The sequence below is a fragment of the Actinomadura meridiana genome, from assembly GCF_039537545.1.
GTDB lineage: Bacteria > Actinomycetota > Actinomycetes > Streptosporangiales > Streptosporangiaceae > Spirillospora > Spirillospora meridiana.
The window spans coordinates 905,693-922,967 of record NZ_BAABAS010000006.1; the positions used below are offsets into that span (position 1 = coordinate 905,693).

Annotated in this window: 18 protein-coding genes; 13 read left to right on the top strand and 5 right to left on the bottom strand. The window is 73.8% G+C overall.

Features of this window, described 5'->3' with window-relative positions:
• The first annotated feature begins 84 nt into the window (after positions 1-84).
• From ABD808_RS17125 to ABD808_RS17175, 11 genes are all read left to right on the top strand, one after another.
• Positions 85-642, top strand: coding sequence for an ATP-binding protein (locus ABD808_RS17125; protein ID WP_344897503.1), 558 nt, complete (start codon positions 85-87; stop codon positions 640-642).
• 131 nt (positions 643-773) lie between these two features.
• A complete protein-coding gene (locus ABD808_RS17130) occupies positions 774-1,352 on the top strand; it encodes a GNAT family N-acetyltransferase (RefSeq protein ID WP_344897506.1) in 579 nt (192 codons plus the stop codon).
• Complete coding sequence (locus ABD808_RS17135) at positions 1,349-1,873, top strand: hypothetical protein (protein WP_344897509.1); 525 nt, start codon at positions 1,349-1,351, stop codon at positions 1,871-1,873. The genes ABD808_RS17130 and ABD808_RS17135 overlap by 4 nt, the downstream gene beginning before the upstream one ends.
• Positions 1,874-1,892: 19 nt before the next feature.
• On the top strand, positions 1,893-3,152 hold the full coding sequence (locus ABD808_RS17140; RefSeq protein WP_344897512.1) for a bifunctional cobalt-precorrin-7 (C(5))-methyltransferase/cobalt-precorrin-6B (C(15))-methyltransferase: 1,260 nt from the start codon (positions 1,893-1,895) through the stop codon (positions 3,150-3,152).
• Between the two features lie 101 nt (positions 3,153-3,253).
• Positions 3,254-4,282, top strand: coding sequence for an Rv2231c family histidinol phosphate aminotransferase CobC (gene cobC / locus ABD808_RS17145; protein ID WP_344897968.1), 1,029 nt, complete (start codon positions 3,254-3,256; stop codon positions 4,280-4,282).
• Positions 4,283-4,310: 28 nt separating this feature from the next.
• On the top strand, positions 4,311-5,390 hold the full coding sequence (gene cobT / locus ABD808_RS17150) for a nicotinate-nucleotide--dimethylbenzimidazole phosphoribosyltransferase (protein ID WP_344897515.1): 1,080 nt from the start codon (positions 4,311-4,313) through the stop codon (positions 5,388-5,390).
• Between the two features lie 154 nt (positions 5,391-5,544).
• Entirely contained in the window at positions 5,545-6,783 is a 1,239-nt protein-coding gene (gene cobA, locus ABD808_RS17155) for a uroporphyrinogen-III C-methyltransferase (protein WP_344897971.1), read from the top strand.
• Positions 6,780-8,729, top strand: coding sequence for a GTPase family protein (locus tag ABD808_RS17160; protein WP_344897518.1), 1,950 nt, complete (start codon positions 6,780-6,782; stop codon positions 8,727-8,729). The genes cobA and ABD808_RS17160 overlap by 4 nt, the downstream gene beginning before the upstream one ends.
• The gene (locus ABD808_RS17165) at positions 8,726-10,423 is read left to right on the top strand and encodes a GTPase family protein (RefSeq protein WP_344897521.1); all 1,698 of its coding nucleotides are present in this window, start codon (positions 8,726-8,728) and stop codon (positions 10,421-10,423) included. Before ABD808_RS17160 ends, ABD808_RS17165 begins: the two co-directional genes overlap by 4 nt.
• 71 nt (positions 10,424-10,494) lie before the next feature.
• Positions 10,495-10,959 carry a single-stranded DNA-binding protein gene (locus ABD808_RS17170; RefSeq protein ID WP_344897524.1) on the top strand — a complete coding sequence of 155 codons (465 nt, stop codon included), beginning with the start codon at positions 10,495-10,497 and terminating at the stop codon, positions 10,957-10,959.
• A 380-nt stretch (positions 10,960-11,339) separates the two neighbouring features.
• The gene (locus ABD808_RS17175) at positions 11,340-12,632 is read left to right on the top strand and encodes a sensor domain-containing diguanylate cyclase (RefSeq protein WP_344897527.1); all 1,293 of its coding nucleotides are present in this window, start codon (positions 11,340-11,342) and stop codon (positions 12,630-12,632) included.
• A 7-nt stretch (positions 12,633-12,639) separates the two neighbouring features.
• Here the strand turns inward: ABD808_RS17175 and ABD808_RS17180 are convergent, their stop codons facing one another.
• Genes ABD808_RS17180 through ABD808_RS17200 form a run of 5 tightly spaced genes read right to left on the bottom strand, consistent with a single transcriptional unit; the run spans position 12,640 to position 16,622 of the window.
• Positions 12,640-13,554 (bottom strand): biliverdin-producing heme oxygenase, encoded by a 915-nt coding sequence (locus tag ABD808_RS17180; protein ID WP_344897530.1) that lies wholly within the window; start codon positions 13,552-13,554, stop codon positions 12,640-12,642.
• Entirely contained in the window at positions 13,551-14,387 is an 837-nt protein-coding gene (locus ABD808_RS17185; protein ID WP_344897533.1) for a heme ABC transporter ATP-binding protein, read from the bottom strand. The genes ABD808_RS17180 and ABD808_RS17185 overlap by 4 nt, the downstream gene beginning before the upstream one ends.
• The gene (locus tag ABD808_RS17190; protein ID WP_344897536.1) at positions 14,384-15,466 is read right to left on the bottom strand and encodes a FecCD family ABC transporter permease; all 1,083 of its coding nucleotides are present in this window, start codon (positions 15,464-15,466) and stop codon (positions 14,384-14,386) included. The genes ABD808_RS17185 and ABD808_RS17190 overlap by 4 nt, the downstream gene beginning before the upstream one ends.
• A complete protein-coding gene (locus ABD808_RS17195) occupies positions 15,463-16,503 on the bottom strand; it encodes a heme/hemin ABC transporter substrate-binding protein (protein ID WP_344897539.1) in 1,041 nt (346 codons plus the stop codon). The genes ABD808_RS17190 and ABD808_RS17195 overlap by 4 nt, the downstream gene beginning before the upstream one ends.
• On the bottom strand, positions 16,500-16,622 hold the full coding sequence (locus ABD808_RS17200) for a hypothetical protein (protein WP_344897542.1): 123 nt from the start codon (positions 16,620-16,622) through the stop codon (positions 16,500-16,502). Before ABD808_RS17200 ends, ABD808_RS17195 begins: the two co-directional genes overlap by 4 nt.
• Position 16,623: 1 nt before the next feature.
• Between ABD808_RS17200 and ABD808_RS17205 the strand changes: the two genes are divergently transcribed.
• Both ABD808_RS17205 and ABD808_RS17210 read left to right on the top strand, forming a co-directional pair.
• Entirely contained in the window at positions 16,624-17,031 is a 408-nt protein-coding gene (locus ABD808_RS17205; protein WP_344897545.1) for a hypothetical protein, read from the top strand.
• A 3-nt stretch (positions 17,032-17,034) separates the two neighbouring features.
• On the top strand, positions 17,035-17,271 hold the full coding sequence (locus tag ABD808_RS17210) for a hypothetical protein (RefSeq protein WP_344897548.1): 237 nt from the start codon (positions 17,035-17,037) through the stop codon (positions 17,269-17,271).
• Positions 17,272-17,275 lie beyond the last annotated feature (4 nt).

The window sequence follows — 17,275 nt, forward strand, 5'->3', positions numbered from 1 at the left end:
TCTCACGACACGCTTGGGTTCCGTGACCACCGGGGGACCGACAGTGACACGCGCGCCCGTGCACGCCGACCGCGGGAGGAACCCGTGAAGAGCACGACAGCCGATCTGACGGCGGAGACCTTCGCCGACGCGATGGCCGACGGCACCGGTGGAGCCGACACCTCCGCGGGCACCATGCCCGGCTGGGTCTGGGCCCTGCCGGGCGGCGCCGGATGCGCGGGCCACGCCCGCCGCGTCCTGCGCGAGGCGCTCGCCGCCCTCGACGTCCCGCGCGACGCGATCGCCGACGCGCAGCTCATGGTGAGCGAGCTGGCGACCAACGCGCACCAGCACGCGGGCGAGCACGGCCCGCACGAGCTGTGGCTGTACCGGGGCACGGGCCAGCCCGTCGCGGGCTCGACGGCCGGTGCCGCGAACGGTCCACCGGGTGAGGTGCGGTGCGCCGTCTTCGACGCGTTCGCCGACGCCGCGCTGCCCGGCTACTCGTGGACGTCGGGCGACTGCGGGCGCGGGCTCAGCATCGTCCGCGAGCTGTCCGGCGGGCGCTGGGGCACGCGGCGGACGCGCTCGCGCCTCGGGCCGCCGGTCCGCGGCAAGGCCGTCTGGTTCGCCATCCCCGGCGCCGCGGGCGCGCTCGGCTGACCTCCCTCTTCACGAACGGCGCGCCGACCCGGCGCGCCGTTCGTGTTGGACGACATGGCCTCGCGGCTCACGCTGGGTTATCGTGCCGCGGTGTCGGCCGACAAGATCGGCGCCTGCGGAGGGGAGCGTGCGTGAGGGCCTTCGAGGGCAACGTCCGGCTGGAGGGTGCACGGCTCGTCCTGCGCCCGTTCGGCCTCGACGACGCGGCCGCGCTGATCGAGGTGATCCGCGCCAGAGAGGACTTTCTCCCGCCCAACTTCCCCTGCGGGCTGGAGGCCGAGCCCCTCGCCTGGTTCCTGCGCGAGGGCGTCCACAAGCTGCAGCGTTTCGGCTTGGGCATCCACCTCGCGGTGGTCGGCCGCGACACCGGCGACCTGGTCGGTACCATCGGCCTGTTCAAGGTCAGTTGGGAGCATGGGACGAGCGAGGTCGGCTACGGGATGCGGCCCGGGGCCCGGGGGCGCGGCTACGCCACCGAGGCGCTCTCCCTCGTCTCCGACTGGGCGCTGAACGGCTGCGGGATCCACCGCGTGGAGCTGCGCGCCATGGTCACGAACGGGGCGTCCATCCGCGTCGCCGAGAAGGCGGGCTATGTGCGCGAGGGCGTCGCTCGGGGCGCCGAACGTGATTCCGACGGCGTCAACCAGGACATGATCGTCTTCAGCCGGTTGGTGACGGACCCACCGGCCGGGGACGGGGGACAAGAGTGATCGAAGCGGACGAAACGCTCGTCATGTACGGGGGCGGGGCGCACGAGGTGGCCCGGCGCATGCTGCCGGGCCTGCCCGACTCCCGCTTCGTCTCCGTCGCCGCGCAACCGCCCGAACGGTCGGGGGCGGCGCGGCTGCGGGAGGCGTTCGAGACGGCCCTCAAGGACGCGCCCGCGCGGGTCGTGCTGGTCGCGGGCATCGACGAGCAGGCCCTTCTCCTCGGCGGCGACCGGGGCGTCGCGGGCGTCCTCGGCTCGATCACCCTGGACATGGACGGCGGCGTCGCGCTCGCCGCCGAGGTGACCGAGGCCCCGACGACGCGCGCCGCCTACGAGGCGTGGGACGCCGCCGGGAAGCTCGGCCCCTGCGGCCGGGAGCTGTGCCGCCGGACGGCCGGTGAGCTGGAGCGTCTCGCCGCCGCGGGCGCGGGCGCGTCCACCAGCCCGGTCGCCGCGCAGGTGGTCCTGCTCGATCCGGCCTGCGAACGCATGGTCGGCATGTACGGGCGAATGGCCCGGTAGGCGACTGGCGGTGTAGGCGATGCTGACTGTCGTCGGTCGCGACGGCTCCCCGCTGAGCGAGACGGCCCGTGCGGCGCTGGAGAGCGCCGCGCTGGTGATCGGCGAGCCCGGACTGCTGGACGGACTCCCCACCGCCCCGGACGCGGAGACGGTCGCCGCCCACGATCTGGTGGAGGCGTTGCGCGGCGTCGACGTCACCGACCAGGACGTCGTGCTCGTCGTGAACGGCGATCCCGGCTGCTTCGGCGTCCTGCGGATGCTGCTCGAACAGGGTCACGCGCCAGAAGTCCTTCCTGCCGCACCCCTGGTGGCGCGGGCGTTCGCCCAGGCCGGGTTGCCCTGGGAAGACGCGCTGGTCGTCTCGGCCCGCGACGGACACCTGAGGCAAGCCGTGAACGCCTGCCGAGCCCACCCCAAGGTGGCGGTGCTGACCGGGCCGGGTGCCGGGCCCGCGGAACTGGCGCGCGCGCTGTTCCCCGTCACTCCGCGTTCGTTTGTCGTCTGTGAAGACTTGGACGGGCCCCGGGAACGGGTCGTCTACGTCCGTCCGGCAGAGGCGACCACCCGTCCGTGGAACGACCCGCATGTGGTGCTCGTCCTGGACAACCGTCACGCGCTCGGCGAGACGACCTGGATCTCCGGGGCCGCGCCGGGCCCGGCGGGCTGGGCGCTGCCCGCCGACGCCTTCGGCGAGCGCGGCGGGCTCCGGCCCGACGTGCGGGCCTTCGTGCTGGCCAAGCTCGGCCCCCGGGTCGGCGACATGGTGTGGGACGTGGAGTCCGGCGACGGCTCGGTGGGCATCGAATGCGCGCGGTTCGGCGCGGCCGTCGTCTGCGTCGACCGCGACTACGCGACGTGCGAGCGGATCCGGGAGAACGTCCGGGTGCACGGTGTGAAGGTCGCGATGGCGTCCGGGGACGTGCGGTCCACGGGCCTCCACCTGCCCGAACCCGACGCCGTGTTCATCGGCCCGGGGCTCGCCGAGCCGGACGCCGTCCGCGCGTGCGCCGTGCTGAAACCGTCCCGGTTGGTCGTGCTCCCCGATGCGGCCACGGCGCGGGAGACGTTGGACGTGTTGACCGAACACGGATTCGTTGCCGACGCTGTCCAGCTTGGTGCCGCCCCGCTGGGCGCGGAGGTCGAACCGTCCGACAACCCCGTGATCGTCGTGTGGGGTGAGCGGGACATTCCCGCGACCGGGCGGCGAGCGTCCCGGACGATCCGTTCCATCGAGACCACCCCCGGACTTCCCGGCGACCCGGACGAGCCTGGCGCATAAGGACGTAATACCCCGCAAGCCATGAAACCCTGGTGGCGGCCCTGGAAGCGACGCGGGAGGCGCAGGTGACCGTCCGTCCGTTCCTTACCGGTTCCCAGGACATCGCCCTGCGGCACCATGACATAGATCTGCGGCACCACGGTGACTCCGAGGTCGGCGACGGGCTCGTCGACTTCGCCGTGAACGTCCGCACGGGAGCCCCGCCGCCCTGGCTGGCCGAGCGACTGCGCGCGTCCGTCGCCGACCTCGCCGCCTACCCCGACCCGCGTCCGGCCCGGCGGGCGGCGGCGCGGCGGCACGGCAGGTCGGTGGACGAGGTGCTGCTCACCTCCGGTGCGGCCGAGGCGTTCGTCCTGCTCGCCCGCGTCCTCGCGCCGCGCCGGGCGGTCGTCGTCCACCCGCAGTTCACCGAGCCGGAGGCCGCGCTGGAGGCCGCCGGGCACCCGGTGGAACGGGTGATCCTCGGCAAGGACTTCACGCTCGACCCGGCGGCCGTCCCCGCCGACGCCGACCTCGTCATGATCGGCAACCCGACGAACCCGACATCGGTGCTGCACCCGGCGAACGTGATCGCCGCGCTGGCCCGCCCCGGCCGGACCGTCGTCGTCGACGAGGCGTTCATGGACTGCGTCCCCGGCGAGCCCGAGACCCTGACCGGCAGGCTGCCCGTCGGCGTGGTCGTCGTCCGGTCCCTGACCAAGACCTGGGGGCTCGCCGGGCTCCGCGCCGGATACGTCCTGGCCGACCCGCACCTGATCGCACGGCTGGCCGAGGCGCAGCCGCTCTGGGCCGTGTCCACGCCCGCGCTCGTCGCGATCGAGGCGTGCTCGGCCCCCGGCGCCGTGGCCGAGGCCGAGGCGTGGGCCGTCGACCTCGCCGCCGAACGCGACCGGCTCGCGGCGGAACTCGCCAGGCGCGGCCTCTACGTCGTGCCCGAGGCGCGAGCGTCCTTCCTCTGCCTGCGCGTGCCGGACGCCCTCGGCATCAGGGCGTTGCTGAGGGAACGCGGCTACGCCGTCAGGCGCGGTGACACCTTCCCGGGGCTCGGCCCCGACTGGCTGCGCATCGCCGTGCGGGACAAGACGTCCAACGACACGCTGCTGAACGTGCTCGGCGAGCTGGGCATCTGAGGTGGGCTGGGCATCTGAGGGAGAACACGTGGATCTGATCGACGAGACCATCGCCGCCATCGCGCCGCCGGACGAGGCGGCCATGCGGGACGCCCGTGACCACCAGGCCCGCCTCACCAAGCCGCCCGGGTCGCTCGGCGTCCTGGAGGAGGTGTCGATCCGGCTCGCCGGGCTGGCCGGGCACTGCCCGCCGCCGCTGCCCGTCCCCGCCGCCGTCGCGGTGTTCGCCGCCGACCACGGCGTCCACGCCCAGGGCGTCACGCCGTGGCCGCAGGAGGTCACCGCGCAGATGGTGGCCAACTTCCTGGCGGGCGGCGCGGTCGTCAACGCCTTCGCCGCCCAGGTCGGCGCCGAGGTCACCGTCGTCGACGTCGGCGTCGCCGCCGAGCTCGACCCGGCCCCCGGGCTGCTCCGACGCAAGATCGCGTCCGGCACCGCCGACCTGACGCTCGGCCCCGCGATGACCATGGACGAGGCCCGCCGCGCCGTCGCGGTCGGCATCGAGGTGGCCCGCGACCGCGTCTCCGCCGGGGCGCGCTGCCTGCTCACCGGGGACATGGGCATCGCCAACACCACCGCGTCCGCCGCCCTGATCGCCGCGTTCACCGGCCTGCCGCCCGAGCGCGTCACCGGCCGGGGCACCGGCATCGACGACGCCACCCACGCCCGCAAGGTCGAGATCGTCGCCGCGGGCCTGGCCCGCCACGGCCTCCCCGCCGGGGACGGCGCCGACCCCCTTGAGGTGCTCGCGGCGGTCGGCGGGCTGGAGCACGCCGCGATCGCCGGGTTCGTGCTCGGCGCGGCGGCGCTGCGCGTCCCCGTCGTCCTGGACGGCGTGATCGCCGGAGCCGCCGCCCTGGTGGCCGCGGCCCTGTGCCCGGACGTCGTCGGGGCCTGCGTCGCCGGACACCGTTCCGCCGAGCCCGGCCACACCGCCGCGATCGACGCGCTGGGCCTGCGCCCCCTCGTCGACCTGGAACTCCGGCTGGGCGAGGGGACCGGCGCGCTGCTGGCGTTGCCGCTGGTCCAGGGGGCGGTACGGGTGCTGCACGAGGTGGCCACGTTCGACTCCGCCGGGGTCAGCGGCAAGGACGCCGGAGACCTGTAACTAAACGATCACGGAATGAGTCGCGATCGGCTATCGACTGCCCGGCGGGCCTCTCCATGCACTCCCGAACCCGAGTACCGTTGTTCCACGAAGACGCTTGTCCGTCACCGGCGACCGCAAGCTGATCCGCACACCCGATCGAGAGAAACACCACGTGCCCCCGTACCTGCTAGGACTGCGACTCGGCGGCCGGCGCGTCCTCGTCGTCGGCGGGGGCCGGGTCGCCCAGCGCCGCGTGCCCGCGCTGCTGGACGCGGGCGCCGACGTGGTGCTGGTCTCCCCGAGCGTCACCCCCACCCTGGAGGACCTCGCCGCCCGCGGCCGGATCAGCTGGCATCAGCGGCCCTACCGGCGTGGTGACTGCGCCGACGCCTGGCTCGTCCAGGCCGTCACCGACGACTCCAAGGTCAACGGGGACGTGGTCGCCGAGGCCGACGAGGCGCGGATCTGGTCCGTCCGGGCCGACGACGCCGAGTCCTCGCCCGCCTGGACGCCCGCCAGCGGCCACGCGGGCGACGCGACCGTCGGGGTCCTGCTCGGCGGCGACCCCCGCCGCGCGGCGGGCATCCGCGACGCGGTCGTGGCCGGGCTGCGCGACGGCGGCCTCGAATCCCGGCACTCCCGGCGCAAGCCCGTCGGCGTCGCCCTCGTCGGCGGCGGCCCCGGCGACCCCGGGCTGATCACCGTCCGGGGGCGACAGCTCCTCGCGATGGCCGACGTGGTCGTCGCCGACCGGCTGGCCCCCGGCGGCCTGCTGGACGAGCTGGCCCCCGACGTCGAGGTCATCGACGCCGCCAAGATCCCCTACGGCCGGACGGTCGCACAGGACCGCATCAACGAGCACCTCGTCGAGCACGCCAAGCAGGGACGGTTCGTCGTCCGGCTCAAGGGCGGCGACCCGTTCGTGTTCGGGCGCGGCGGCGAGGAGGCCCTGTACTGCGCCCGGCACGGCGTGCCCGTCACGGTGGTGCCCGGCATCACCAGCGCGGTCGCCGTCCCGTCCGCCGCGGGCATCCCGGTCACCCACCGGGGCGTCGCGCAGGAGTTCCACGTCGTGTCCGCGCACGTCCCGCCGGACCACCCCGCCTCCACCGTCGACTGGGAGGCGCTCGGCCGGGGGAAGGGCACCATCGTCCTGCTGATGGCGGTCGAGCGGATGACCCTGATCGCACCGGCCCTCATGCGCTATGGTCGAGCGTCCGACACGCCGGTCGCCGTGATCCAGGACGGCACCCTGCCCGGCCAGCGGGCGCTGACGGCGACGCTGGGCACGGTCGCGGGCGAGATGGCCGCCGGAGCGGTCCGGCCCCCGGCGATCGTGGTCGTGGGCGACGTGGTCGATGTGGCACGAGAGTTCGACACGATTCGAGCGGACATGGGACGGGATCCGTGACACCCCCCGCAGAGCAGAGCGCTGTCCACGACGAGGAGGCCGGCACCGGCCAGGGACGCGGCGGCAAGGGCCCCGCGCCCCCCGCCGACGCCGCCACGCCCGGAACCGAGCCCGAGGGCCGCGCGGACGACGAGGGCACCGGCGAGGGCCCTGGTAAGCACGCGGGCAGAGAGGTGTCCAGGAAGGGCGCCCGGGCCGGGGTCCGCAAGGGCGTGCGGCCCGGCAGGCACGCCGGGTCCGGCGGTGGCGGGACGGTCCGGCAGGGCGAGCTGACCCGGGCGGTCACCAGCCTGCGCGACCATCTCGGCGCGTTCAACCTGCTGCTCGACGTGCCGGGCGTCCAGGAGGCCCGCGAGGCCCGCGACGAGCTGCGCGACCAGCTCCAGGACTACGTCCTCCCGCGCATCCAGGCCGCCGGGGCGCCGATGCTCGTCGTCCTCGGCGGATCCACCGGCGCGGGCAAGTCGACGCTGGTCAACACGCTCGTCGGCGCCCGGGTGAGCGCCACCGGCGTGCTGCGCCCCACCACCAGCAGCCCGATCCTCGTCTGCCACCCCGACCACGCGCGGTGGTTCCTTGAGGGGCCGCTGCTGCCGGGCATGGGACGGGTCCGCGGCCCCGCCCCCGACGCCATCGCCGGTGACCAGCTCGTCGTCATCACCAGCGACGTCCTGCCGCCCGGCCTCGCCCTGCTCGACAGCCCCGACTTCGACTCCGTCTTCGAGGACCACTTCGAGTTCGCGACCAAGCTGATGGCCGCCGCCGACCTGTGGCTGTGCGTCACCACCGCCGCCCGCTACGCCGACGCGCAGGTGTGGCAGATGCTCCAGCGCGCCAGGGAGAACGGCGCCACGATCGGCGTCGTGCTGTCCCGCGTCCCGCAGGGCGACGGGACGCAGAGCGACGAGGTCGTCGAGCACTTCGGCGAGATGCTGGACGAGCACCAGGTCGGCGACGCGCGGCGCTTCACCATCCCCGAGACCCGCGTCGAGAACAGCCGCCTCCCCGTCGAGACCGTCGAGGACGTGCGCGCCTGGCTCACCGGCGTCGCCGAGGACGCCGAGGACCGCGAGATCGTCATCAGCGACACCCTCGCCGCCGTCCTGGACAGCTTCCGCACCCGCGTCCCCGAACTCGCCCGGCAGGTCGAGGCGCAGGTCGAGCAGCGCGCCGAACTCGCCGGACAGGTCGAGGCCGGGTACGGCACCGCGCTCGCCGAACTCGACGAGGCCACCCGCAACGGCTCCCTGCTGCGCGGCGAGGTCCTCGCCCGCTGGCAGGAGTTCGCCGGCACCGGCGACCTGCAACGCTCCCTGCGCGTGCAGCGGTCCAAGCGCGGCCGGTCCGCGCGGCGCCGTAGCCGCAGCCCCGCCCGGGTCCGCGCGCTCAAGGCGGCGCTGCGCGGCGGCCTCGAATCGCTGATCATGGCGTCCGCCGAGCACGGCGCCGACCAGGTCATCGTCCGCTGGCGCGACCATCCCGCCGGACGGCAGGTCCTCGCCGCCGCCGACGCCGAACTCGGGCACGTTTCGCCGGAGCTGTCGCGCCGCGTCACCCGGGCCGTCAGCGCCTGGCAGGACCACGTACAGGAGCTGATCCGCACCGAGGGCGTCACCAAGCGCTCGGTCGCGAAGCTGGTGTCGTTCGACACCGAGGCGGTCTCGCTCGTCCTGATGATCGGGCTGCTCGGCTACGGCACGTCCGACGTGGCCGTGGAGGGCGGCACCAGCGCCGTCCCGCAACGGCTGCTGAAGGCTTTGTTCGGCGCCGAGTCGCTGCGCGGCATGGGCGCCAAGGCCCGCGCCGACCTGCGCAGCCGCATCGGGATGCTGTTCGACGAGGAGGCCATCAGGTTCGGGCAGGTGCTCGACTCCGCGGGCATCCCGGACGAGACCGTCCCCGTCCAGCTGTACCAGGCCACCTACAACCTCGAGGTCGCCCGATGACCACCTCGGCCATCCCCCCGGCACTGGGCGCGTCCGAGCGGGGCGCCGCCGAGCCCGCGGTCCCGCCCGGGCTGACCGCCCGGCTCGACGGCCTCGACCGGGTCGTCCGCGCGGGCACCGGCAGGCTCGACCGGCCCGTGTTGGACGAGGCCGGGGCACTGCTCGACCGGGCCGGGCAGCGGCTCCGCCTCTCCGGCGAGCACACCGTCGTGGCACTGGCGGGCGGCACCGGCAGCGGCAAGTCGTCCCTGTTCAACGCCATCTGCGGCCTCGAACTGTCGCCGACCGGGATGCGCCGCCCGATGACGTCGCAGGCCCACTCCTGCGTCTGGGGCCTGGACGGCGCCGGGCCCCTCCTCGACTGGCTCGACATCGACAAGCGCCACCGCTACGCCCGCGCCAGCGCCCTCGACCTGGAACGCGCCGACGCGAGTTTGCAGGGCCTCGTCCTCATCGACCTGCCCGACCACGACTCCATCCAGGCGATGCACCGCGCCGAGGTCGACCGGTTCGTCACCATCGCCGACCTGCTCGTCTGGGTCGTCGACCCGCAGAAGTACGCCGACGCGGCCCTGCACCGCAACTACATCGTGCCGTTCGCGCGGCACACCGGCGTCACCCTCATCGTCCTCAACCAGGTCGACCGGCTCGCCCCGCACGAGATCGACGACTGCGTCGCCGACCTGCGCCGCCTGCTGGAGGCCGAGGGCCTCGCCGACCCGCGCATCGTGACGTCCTCCGCCGTCGCCGACGATGGCGTCCACGGCTTCCGGGACGTCCTGGTCGACTCCGTCGCCGCGCGCCGGGCCCGCAGCGAACGCCTCACCGCCGACGTCGACCGCATCGCCGAACGGTTCACCGGGTACCGCCTCGACGCCGACCCGCCCACCACCGTCGACGACGGGCGGCGCACCGACCTCGTCCAGGCCCTGACCGACGCCGCCGGGGCGCCCGCCGTCGCCGAGGCCATGGAGAGCGCCTACGAGCTGCGCGCAGCCGACTTCGTCGGCTGGCCCCTCACCGTCCTCGCCGCCCGGCTCCGCTCCGACCCGCTGCGCCGGATGCGCCTCACGGAGCTGCGCGAGGAACTCCGCGACGCCTTCACCGGCCCGGTCGGCGCCCAGCAGGGCGACGTCGACAACGCCCTCCAGGCCGTCACCGAGGGCATCACCCCGGAGCTGCCCCCGCACTGGGGACGCTCCGTCCGCGACGCCGCCCGCTCCCACGCCGCCGAGATCCCTGAGGTGCTCGGCGAGTCGCTCAAGGAGGCCCTGCCCACGTTCAACCAGGTGCCGCGCTGGTGGTGGCTGGTGAAGACGTGGCAGTACTTCCTGGTCCTGGTCGCCGTCCTCAGCGTCGTGTGGATCGGCCTGCTCGTCGCCTACGGCGTCCTGGACGCGGGCGGCGACAACCCGAACGACCTGGTGGGCGAGGCGGGCCTCATCCCCTACGTGGCCGTGCTGGCGGTCTGCGCGCTGGGCATGGGCTGGCTCACCTCGTCGGCGTGCCGCAACCTGGTCGCGCTGTCGTCCGCCAAACACGGCGACAAGATGGAACAACACATGCGCCAGGGCATAGAGCGGGTCGCCAAGGACAAGGTCATCGTCCCCATCGAGGACGAACTCCAGACCTATGTCCGCTTCCGCCAGGACGTCGATCTGGCCGCGGGCCGCACCCAAGTTATCCACAACTGACCAACCGCCCGCGCCGCCCGCCTCCGCCGCGTCACCGTTGATTCGTACGCACGAGACAACGGAGGACCGCGATGAACGAGGCGCACATCACCATCACCGGCTGGGTGGCCGCCGAACCCCGCTACGCCGTCACGACGAACGGAACCCCCTTCCTGTCCCTGCGGGTCGGCTGCACACCCCGCCGCTACGACCGCCAGACCTCCCAGTGGCAGGACGTCGACACCCTCTTCCTCACCGTCAACTGCTGGCGGAACCTGGCCGACAACGTCAACGCGTCCGAGTTCCAACGCGGCACCCCGGTCCTGGTCACGGGCCGCCTCCGCATCCGCCAGTACGAACGCGACGGCCAGTGGCGCTTCTCCGCCGAGGTCGAGGCCACCACCCTCGGCCCCGACCTGTTCCGTGGCACGGCCGACTTCCGCCCCGTCCAACGCGGCGGCCCCCTCAGCGACGAAGACCGCCGCATGGCCGAAGACGCCGCCGACGAATGGGCCCTGGCCACCCCAACCCCCGACGAAGAACCCAAAGCCGCCTAGCCCCACCGGAGGGAACGGCCACCCAAGGCCCACGATCGCCGGGCAACGCGGCGTGGCACCGCGGCGGCCGTGGGCCGGCGTCAGTGTCGCCCGGGACGGCCGTCGGCCCGGTGCGGTGCCTCGGCGTGGCGACCTCGTGAACCGGGAGGGGGGATTCCCGTCGTCGCCACCGAACTCTGCGGCCTGGTCAGATCCAGGAAACGCCGCGCATGCTGGTATCCCCCTCAGGAAGGTGCGTGGAGCCCCGCGTCCGCGGGCCCTGATGCGTGGTGACGCCGCTGGTCACGCGCATGTGCTTTCCCGAACGTACCTGTTTCACGCCCCTTCCGCACACCTTGCAACTATCGTGTTACGCAACGTGATGCGCGTAAGGGGGAAGGATGACGGCAGTGCAGTCGTCCGCCGAGGACCGTGGTGGGGAGTTGGCCCGTAGACCACCCAGGCGTCGAGTGCGACTGGGACGTCCACCCCAGCTCCTGATCTATGTGCCGGCGGTCGTGGCCGTCGACCTGGGCCTCATCGGCGCGGGGTTGCTCGGGACGCCGTTCCGCGCCGGCGACCTGGTGGCCTTCCTGGCCCTGTTGGCGTGCGGCGCGGTCTGCATCGAGGCGACGCGACGGCTCGGCATGCCCGCGGGCGTCGGCCGCGACCTGCTGTCCGCGTGGTGGCTGCCGGTCGCGCTGCTGCTGCCCCCGATGTACGCGCTCCTGATCCCGGTGCCGATACAGGCGCTGCTCCAGTTCAGGGTCCGCCGAACCCTGATCTACCGCCGCGCCCTCGTCGCCGCCGCGCACGGCATCGCCGGGGCGTGCGCCTCCATGGTGTTCCACCTGGTGGTGCCCGAACCGTTGCAGGGCGCGCCGCAGTGGGTCGTCGACGGCTACCCGGGCATCCCGGCGGCGGTGGGGTGCGCCGCGCTGTACACCGTCATGAACACGGCGATCGTGGCGGTGGCGGCCCACGCGGCGAACCCCGAGAGCCGCTGGCGGGACGTCCTGTGGACGCGCGAGATCCTCCTCCTGGACGTCGTGGAACTCTGCGTCGGCATCCTCGTCGCGATCACGAGCGCGCTGTCGCTCACCCTGCTGATCCTGGCGTTGCCCCCGGTGGTCCTCCTCCAGCGCAGCCTGATGCACCAGCAACTCCAGGCGGCCGCGCGAACGGACGCCAAGACGGGCCTCCTGAACGCCGCCGCCTGGCAACGCGAGGCCGACACCGAGCTGTCCCGCGCCCAACGCACCCACGGCGCGGTCGCCCTCCTGCTGATCGACATCGACCACTTCAAGCGCGTCAACGACACCCACGGCCACCTGATGGGCGACCAGGTGCTCGTGGGAGTGGCCAGCACGCTCTGCCACCAACTACGCGACTACGACGTCGTGGGCAGGTTCGGCGGCGAGGAGTTCGTGGTCCTCCTCCCGGGCGCCGACACCGTGGAGGCGTGCCGGGTGGCGGAACGCCTCCGGGGCCGCGTCCGCCGCCTGGCCGTCCCCGCCGAAGAGGGAACCGTGACGGTCACGGTCTCCGTGGGCGTCGCTCTGTTCCGCACCCACGGCGACGACCTCCTCGAACTCCTGACGGCCGCCGACCTGGCCCTCTACCGAGCCAAATCGTCCGGACGCAACCGCGTCTGCCTCCCCGCCCTGGACGGCCCGACCGCACCTGCCGCCTGACCCTGGGTCAGGGCGTCAGGGCTTTGGTCAGGGCGGCGTTCAGATGGTAGGCGGTGCGGACCTCGGTGATCACGCGGTCTTGTTCTTGTTCGTCCCAGGGGGCGGTGTCGAGGAGGGTGCGGTAGCGGTCCTTGAGTCGTTTCGGGGGTTCGTTGAAGTGGTAGAAGCGGACGCCTTCGGTGTTGTCCAGGTTGTAGGTCTGGGCCAGGCGGCGGCCGATGACCTGGCCGCCGGACAGGTCGCCCAGGTAGTGGGTGTAGTGGTGGGCGATGTAGCCCGCCGGCCAGGTCGCGCAGACCTCGTCGAGACGTTCGCGGTGGCGGCGGGTGGCGTCGGTGGGCTGGATGTGGGACGGCCAGTCCGGGCCCCAGTAGAACTCCAGATCGGCCTCCAGGGCGGTGCGTCGGCGCAGGCCGGGCAGGTCGAAGCGGGCCACGGTCGGGTCGTCGCGCAGGCGGTCGGCGGCGTCCTCCAGGGCGGTGTAGACGATGTGCAGTTGGCCCAGGAGCGTGGCGTACTCGTCGCGGGGCAGGTCGCCGTTGAGTAGTGCGGTCATGTAGGTCGATTGCTCTGTGTCGCCGTGTTCGGGGCGGGTCGCGGCGCGGAGGCGGGCGGAGAAGCGTTCCTCGGGTGGCAGGTCGCGGAGGCGGGTCGCCTCGGTGTGCATCCGGACGACCTCGGCGCGGACCTGGGTGCGTTCCGTCAGCCGGTGGCTCCAGGGGAGGTGTACCTGGACGGTGCCGCTCTTCACCTCGGCGGTGAAGGTGGCACGGTCGGCGTTGACCCCGGTCATCTTCGTGGACGTCGCGTCCGGCACGCCGCCGAGCAGCCGGACGATCAGCAGTGAGTCGGCCGGATGGTCGTCGTTCATGTGCCGGGCGATGGCGGCGACGACGTCGGGGGTGAAGGGGTCCTGCGTCATGGGGTCTCCTTGGTGGGGGGCCGTTCGGGCAGTACGAGCGGCCGGTTCGTGCGGGGGTGGGGCAGGACCTCGATGTCGTGCCGGTACACGTCGGTGAGCAGCGCGGTGGTCAGCACGTCGCGGGGCGGGCCGCAGGCGGCGACGCGGCCGTCCGCGAGGACGGCGACACGGTCGGCGTAGGCGGCGGCGAGGTCGAGGTCGTGGACGACCGCGAGCACCGCGCGACCCCGGGAGGCCTGGGCGCCGAGCAGGGCGAACACCTGTTCCTGGTGGCGGATGTCGAGCGCGGCGGTGGGCTCGTCGAGCAGGACGGTCCCCGCGTCCTGGGCGAGGACGCGGGCCAGCGCGACCCGTGCCTGTTCGCCGCCGGAGAGGGCGGTGAAGGGGCGGGTGGCGAACGCGGCCACGTCGACGTCCCGCATCGCCCGTTCGACGATCAGGTCGTCGGCGTCGGACGCGGCGGTGCCCGTCCAGGGGGTGCGGCCCATTCGGACGACGTCGGCGACGGTGAACGCGAACGCGAGGGTGTGGTGCTGGGGGAGCATCGCCCGCCGCATGGCCTGCTCGCGGGGCGTCCAGCCGTCGAGCGCGCGGCCGTCCAGGGTGATCTTGCCCGAGGCGGGGCGGATGTCTCCCGCGAGCGCTGCGAGCAGGGTTGATTTGCCCGCGCCGTTGGGCCCGACGAGGAGGAGGATCTCGCCGTGCCTGACGTCCAGGTCGACATCGTCCAGGGCGGGTCTGCCGCCGCGCCGGACGGTCACGTTCCGCGCGGCGAGCGCCACGGTGCCGGGTTCCGTGGGGCTTGGTGGGCGGGGGCGGCGGACGCCGATCACTGCCAGCCCCCGGACTGGTTGCGCGCGCGCCGCAGCAGCCAGAAGAAGAACGGCCCGCCGACCAGCGACGTCAGCACGCCGAGGGGGAGCTCCTGGTACGGAATGGACGTGCGGGCGACGATGTCCGCGACCGTGACGAGCAGTGCGCCGCCGAGCGCGGACGCCGGGATGAGGACGCGGTGCCCCGGCCCGGCGGCCATCCGGACGAGGTGCGGCACGACCAGCCCGATGAACGCGATGATGCCGCTGAAGGCGACGGCCGCCGAGGTGGTGAGCGCGATGACGGCGATGCCGGTGAACCGGAGCCGTTCGACGTCGACGCCGAGCTGCCGGGCGGGCCGTTCGCCGAGCGCGAGGACGTCGAGGCGGCGCGCGCAGGCGCAGGCGACGGCGATGCCCGCGGCGGCGCACGGCGCGACGGTCGCGACGGCGGGCCAGGTCGCGGACGCGAGGCTGCCGAGCTGCCAGGACGTGATGGCCCGCAGCGCGTCGTTGCTGGACGCGAACATCAGCAGCCCCAGCGCCGCCGACGTGATCGCGTTGACCGCGATGCCGGTGAGCAGCAGGGTGACGACCTCGGTGCGGCCCGCCGTCCGGGCCATCGCGTAGACGAGCAGGGTGGTGGCGAGCCCGGCGACGAAAGCGGCGAGCACGATCGTCCAGCTGCCGAGCGCGGTCAGCCCGAACACGATGACGGTGGCGGCGCCGGTCGCGGCGCCCGCCGAGACGCCGATCACGCCGGGTTCGGCGAGCGGGTTGCCGAAGACGCCCTGCATCATCGCGCCGCCGCAGCCGAGGGCGGCGCCGGTCACGACGGCGAGCGCGACGCGGGGGAAGCGGACGACCCACAGCGTGTTGTCGGCCTGTGGCCCGGACGGCCGGGGCCCGATGTCCAGCCCGAGGTGGTGCGCGAGGGAGCCGAGGACCTCGGCGGGCGGGACGGTGACCTGCCCGAGCCCCGCCGCGATCACGACCGTGACGGCGAGCGCGACCGCGAGCCCGCCGATCAGGAGGGTTCCGCGCAGCCTGACGGCGCCCTTCGTTGGGGCGGTCGTCGGTGCGTCCCGGACGGTGGTCATGAGGCGCAGGGCCGGTGCACGGCGGCCGCCAGCGCCTTGATCGTCTTGCCGGTGCGGGGGCCGAACGTCAGGAGACTGCCGTCGTCGGCGTCCACGACCCGCCTGTTGCGACCGGCCGGGGTCTGCGCGACGCCGGGCAGCCTGACCAGGCCCTTCACGCCGCCGACCGACTCCAGGCCCTTGGTCATGACGAGGATCACGTCCGGCGCCGCGTTGATCATGCCTTCGCTGGTGAGCGGTCGGAATCCGGTGAGGCCCGCGGCCGTCCCGGCGTCGGTGGCGCCGATGGCCTGGATCAGGGCGTCCGATCCGGCGCCCCGGCCGCCGATGAGGTAGACCCCGGAGGTTCCGCGCAGGTAGAGGAACGCGATGCGCAGCGGGGTGGCGGACGCCGTGGCGGCGCCGCGTCCGGCCGCGATCTCCGTGTCGATCCGCTTGCGAAGGGCCTTGCCCACCGAGGGGACGCCGAGCGCGGCGGCGACGGCCGTGACGTGCTCGCCGATCGCGGGCGGCGTCTGCCTGTCGTCGATCATGACGACGGGGATGCCGGACGCGCGAAGCTGGTCCAGCACCGCGGCCGGGCCGATCCCGGCGTCGGTGAGGACGACGGTCGGGTCGAGCCGCAGGATCGCCTCGGCCGACAGGTCATGGCCGTGCGTGGTGACCAGCGGCAGGTGCGCGGCGCCCGCGAACGTGGTGGACGCGTCGCGCCCGACCATCCGGTCGCCGAGCCCGAGGCTGTAGACGATCTCGGCGAGCGACCCGTACATGTTGAGCGCGAGGATCCGGTCGGTGCTGCGAACGGTGACGTTCCTGCCGTCCGCCGACCGCACCGTGACGGGAAGCGCCGGTTTCGGCTCCGATCCGATGGGCGTGACGTCGCGGGTTACCTGGACCGTGGACGGCCCGCACTTCGCCGCCGGGTCGTCGCGGTCGGCCTTCCCCGCCGACGCGGTCCCGGCCGCGCAGCCGCCGAGCGAGAGCGCGGCGAGGACGGCGAGCGCACCGACGATCCGTGCCCTGACCGTGGCATTCACGCCTTTTCCCGCTGACCGGCGCCCCTGCGGCGGAGCACGAACACGCCTCCGGCGACGACGGCGGCGGCGGCTCCCGCGCCCGCCGCCGGCGGCGGCGCGTCCCGCACCCTCCGGGTCACGTTGCGCAACGACGGCACCACCGCCCTCACGGACGTGCCGCTGGCCCTGACCGTCGGGCGCGGCCCCGAGCCCACCGACCTGGTCACCGCCCCCGCGCTGGGCACCCTGGACCCCGGCAAGGAACGCACCTACGACATCCCGTTCACGTTGGGCGCGCCCGCGTTCGGCCGCTACACCGTCCGAGGCGAGATCAGCGGGCTGGACGAGCCGATCGGCTTCACCGGCCACACCGCCAGCTACCCATGGGCGTTCCCCGTGCTCGGCGCGCTGCTCGTCCCGCTGCCGCTGATCCCCCGCCTCAGGAGGCCAACCGCCCGTCCCGGCGCCACCCGTCCCGCCGCCCGTCCCGCCGCGACGGACGGCGCGCCGCGCACGATGAACCAGCACGTCAACGCCAACATCGCGTAGTGGATGCGGACCCGCGACCTGACCCCCGATGCGCTGGCCGCCGCCCTCACCGAGCGCACCGGCCGTCCCCACACGGCCGCCGACCTGCCACCGGACACGACCGCGTGCGCGTTCGACGCCGACACCCTGGACGCCGTGAGCGCGATCCTCGCCGTCCCGCTGCCCGCGCTCCTGCACCCGAGCGTCCCGGAATCCACATCCGGCGTAAACACACCACCTTCCGGGACCCTCTACGCTTGAAGAT

Excerpts from the sequence above, each read along its gene's own strand:
- ABD808_RS17140 (WP_344897512.1), top strand. The coding sequence starts at position 1,893 with ATGCTGACTGTCGTCGGTCGCGACGGCTCCCCGCTGAGCGAGACGGCC.
- ABD808_RS17170 (WP_344897524.1), top strand. The coding sequence starts at position 10,495 with ATGAACGAGGCGCACATCACCATCACCGGCTGGGTGGCCGCCGAACCC.
- ABD808_RS17180 (WP_344897530.1), bottom strand. The coding sequence starts at position 13,554 with ATGACGCAGGACCCCTTCACCCCCGACGTCGTCGCCGCCATCGCCCGG.
- ABD808_RS17165 (WP_344897521.1), top strand. The coding sequence starts at position 8,726 with ATGACCACCTCGGCCATCCCCCCGGCACTGGGCGCGTCCGAGCGGGGC.
- ABD808_RS17190 (WP_344897536.1), bottom strand. The coding sequence starts at position 15,466 with ATGACCACCGTCCGGGACGCACCGACGACCGCCCCAACGAAGGGCGCC.
- ABD808_RS17210 (WP_344897548.1), top strand. The coding sequence starts at position 17,035 with ATGCGGACCCGCGACCTGACCCCCGATGCGCTGGCCGCCGCCCTCACC.
- ABD808_RS17175 (WP_344897527.1), top strand. The coding sequence starts at position 11,340 with ATGACGGCAGTGCAGTCGTCCGCCGAGGACCGTGGTGGGGAGTTGGCC.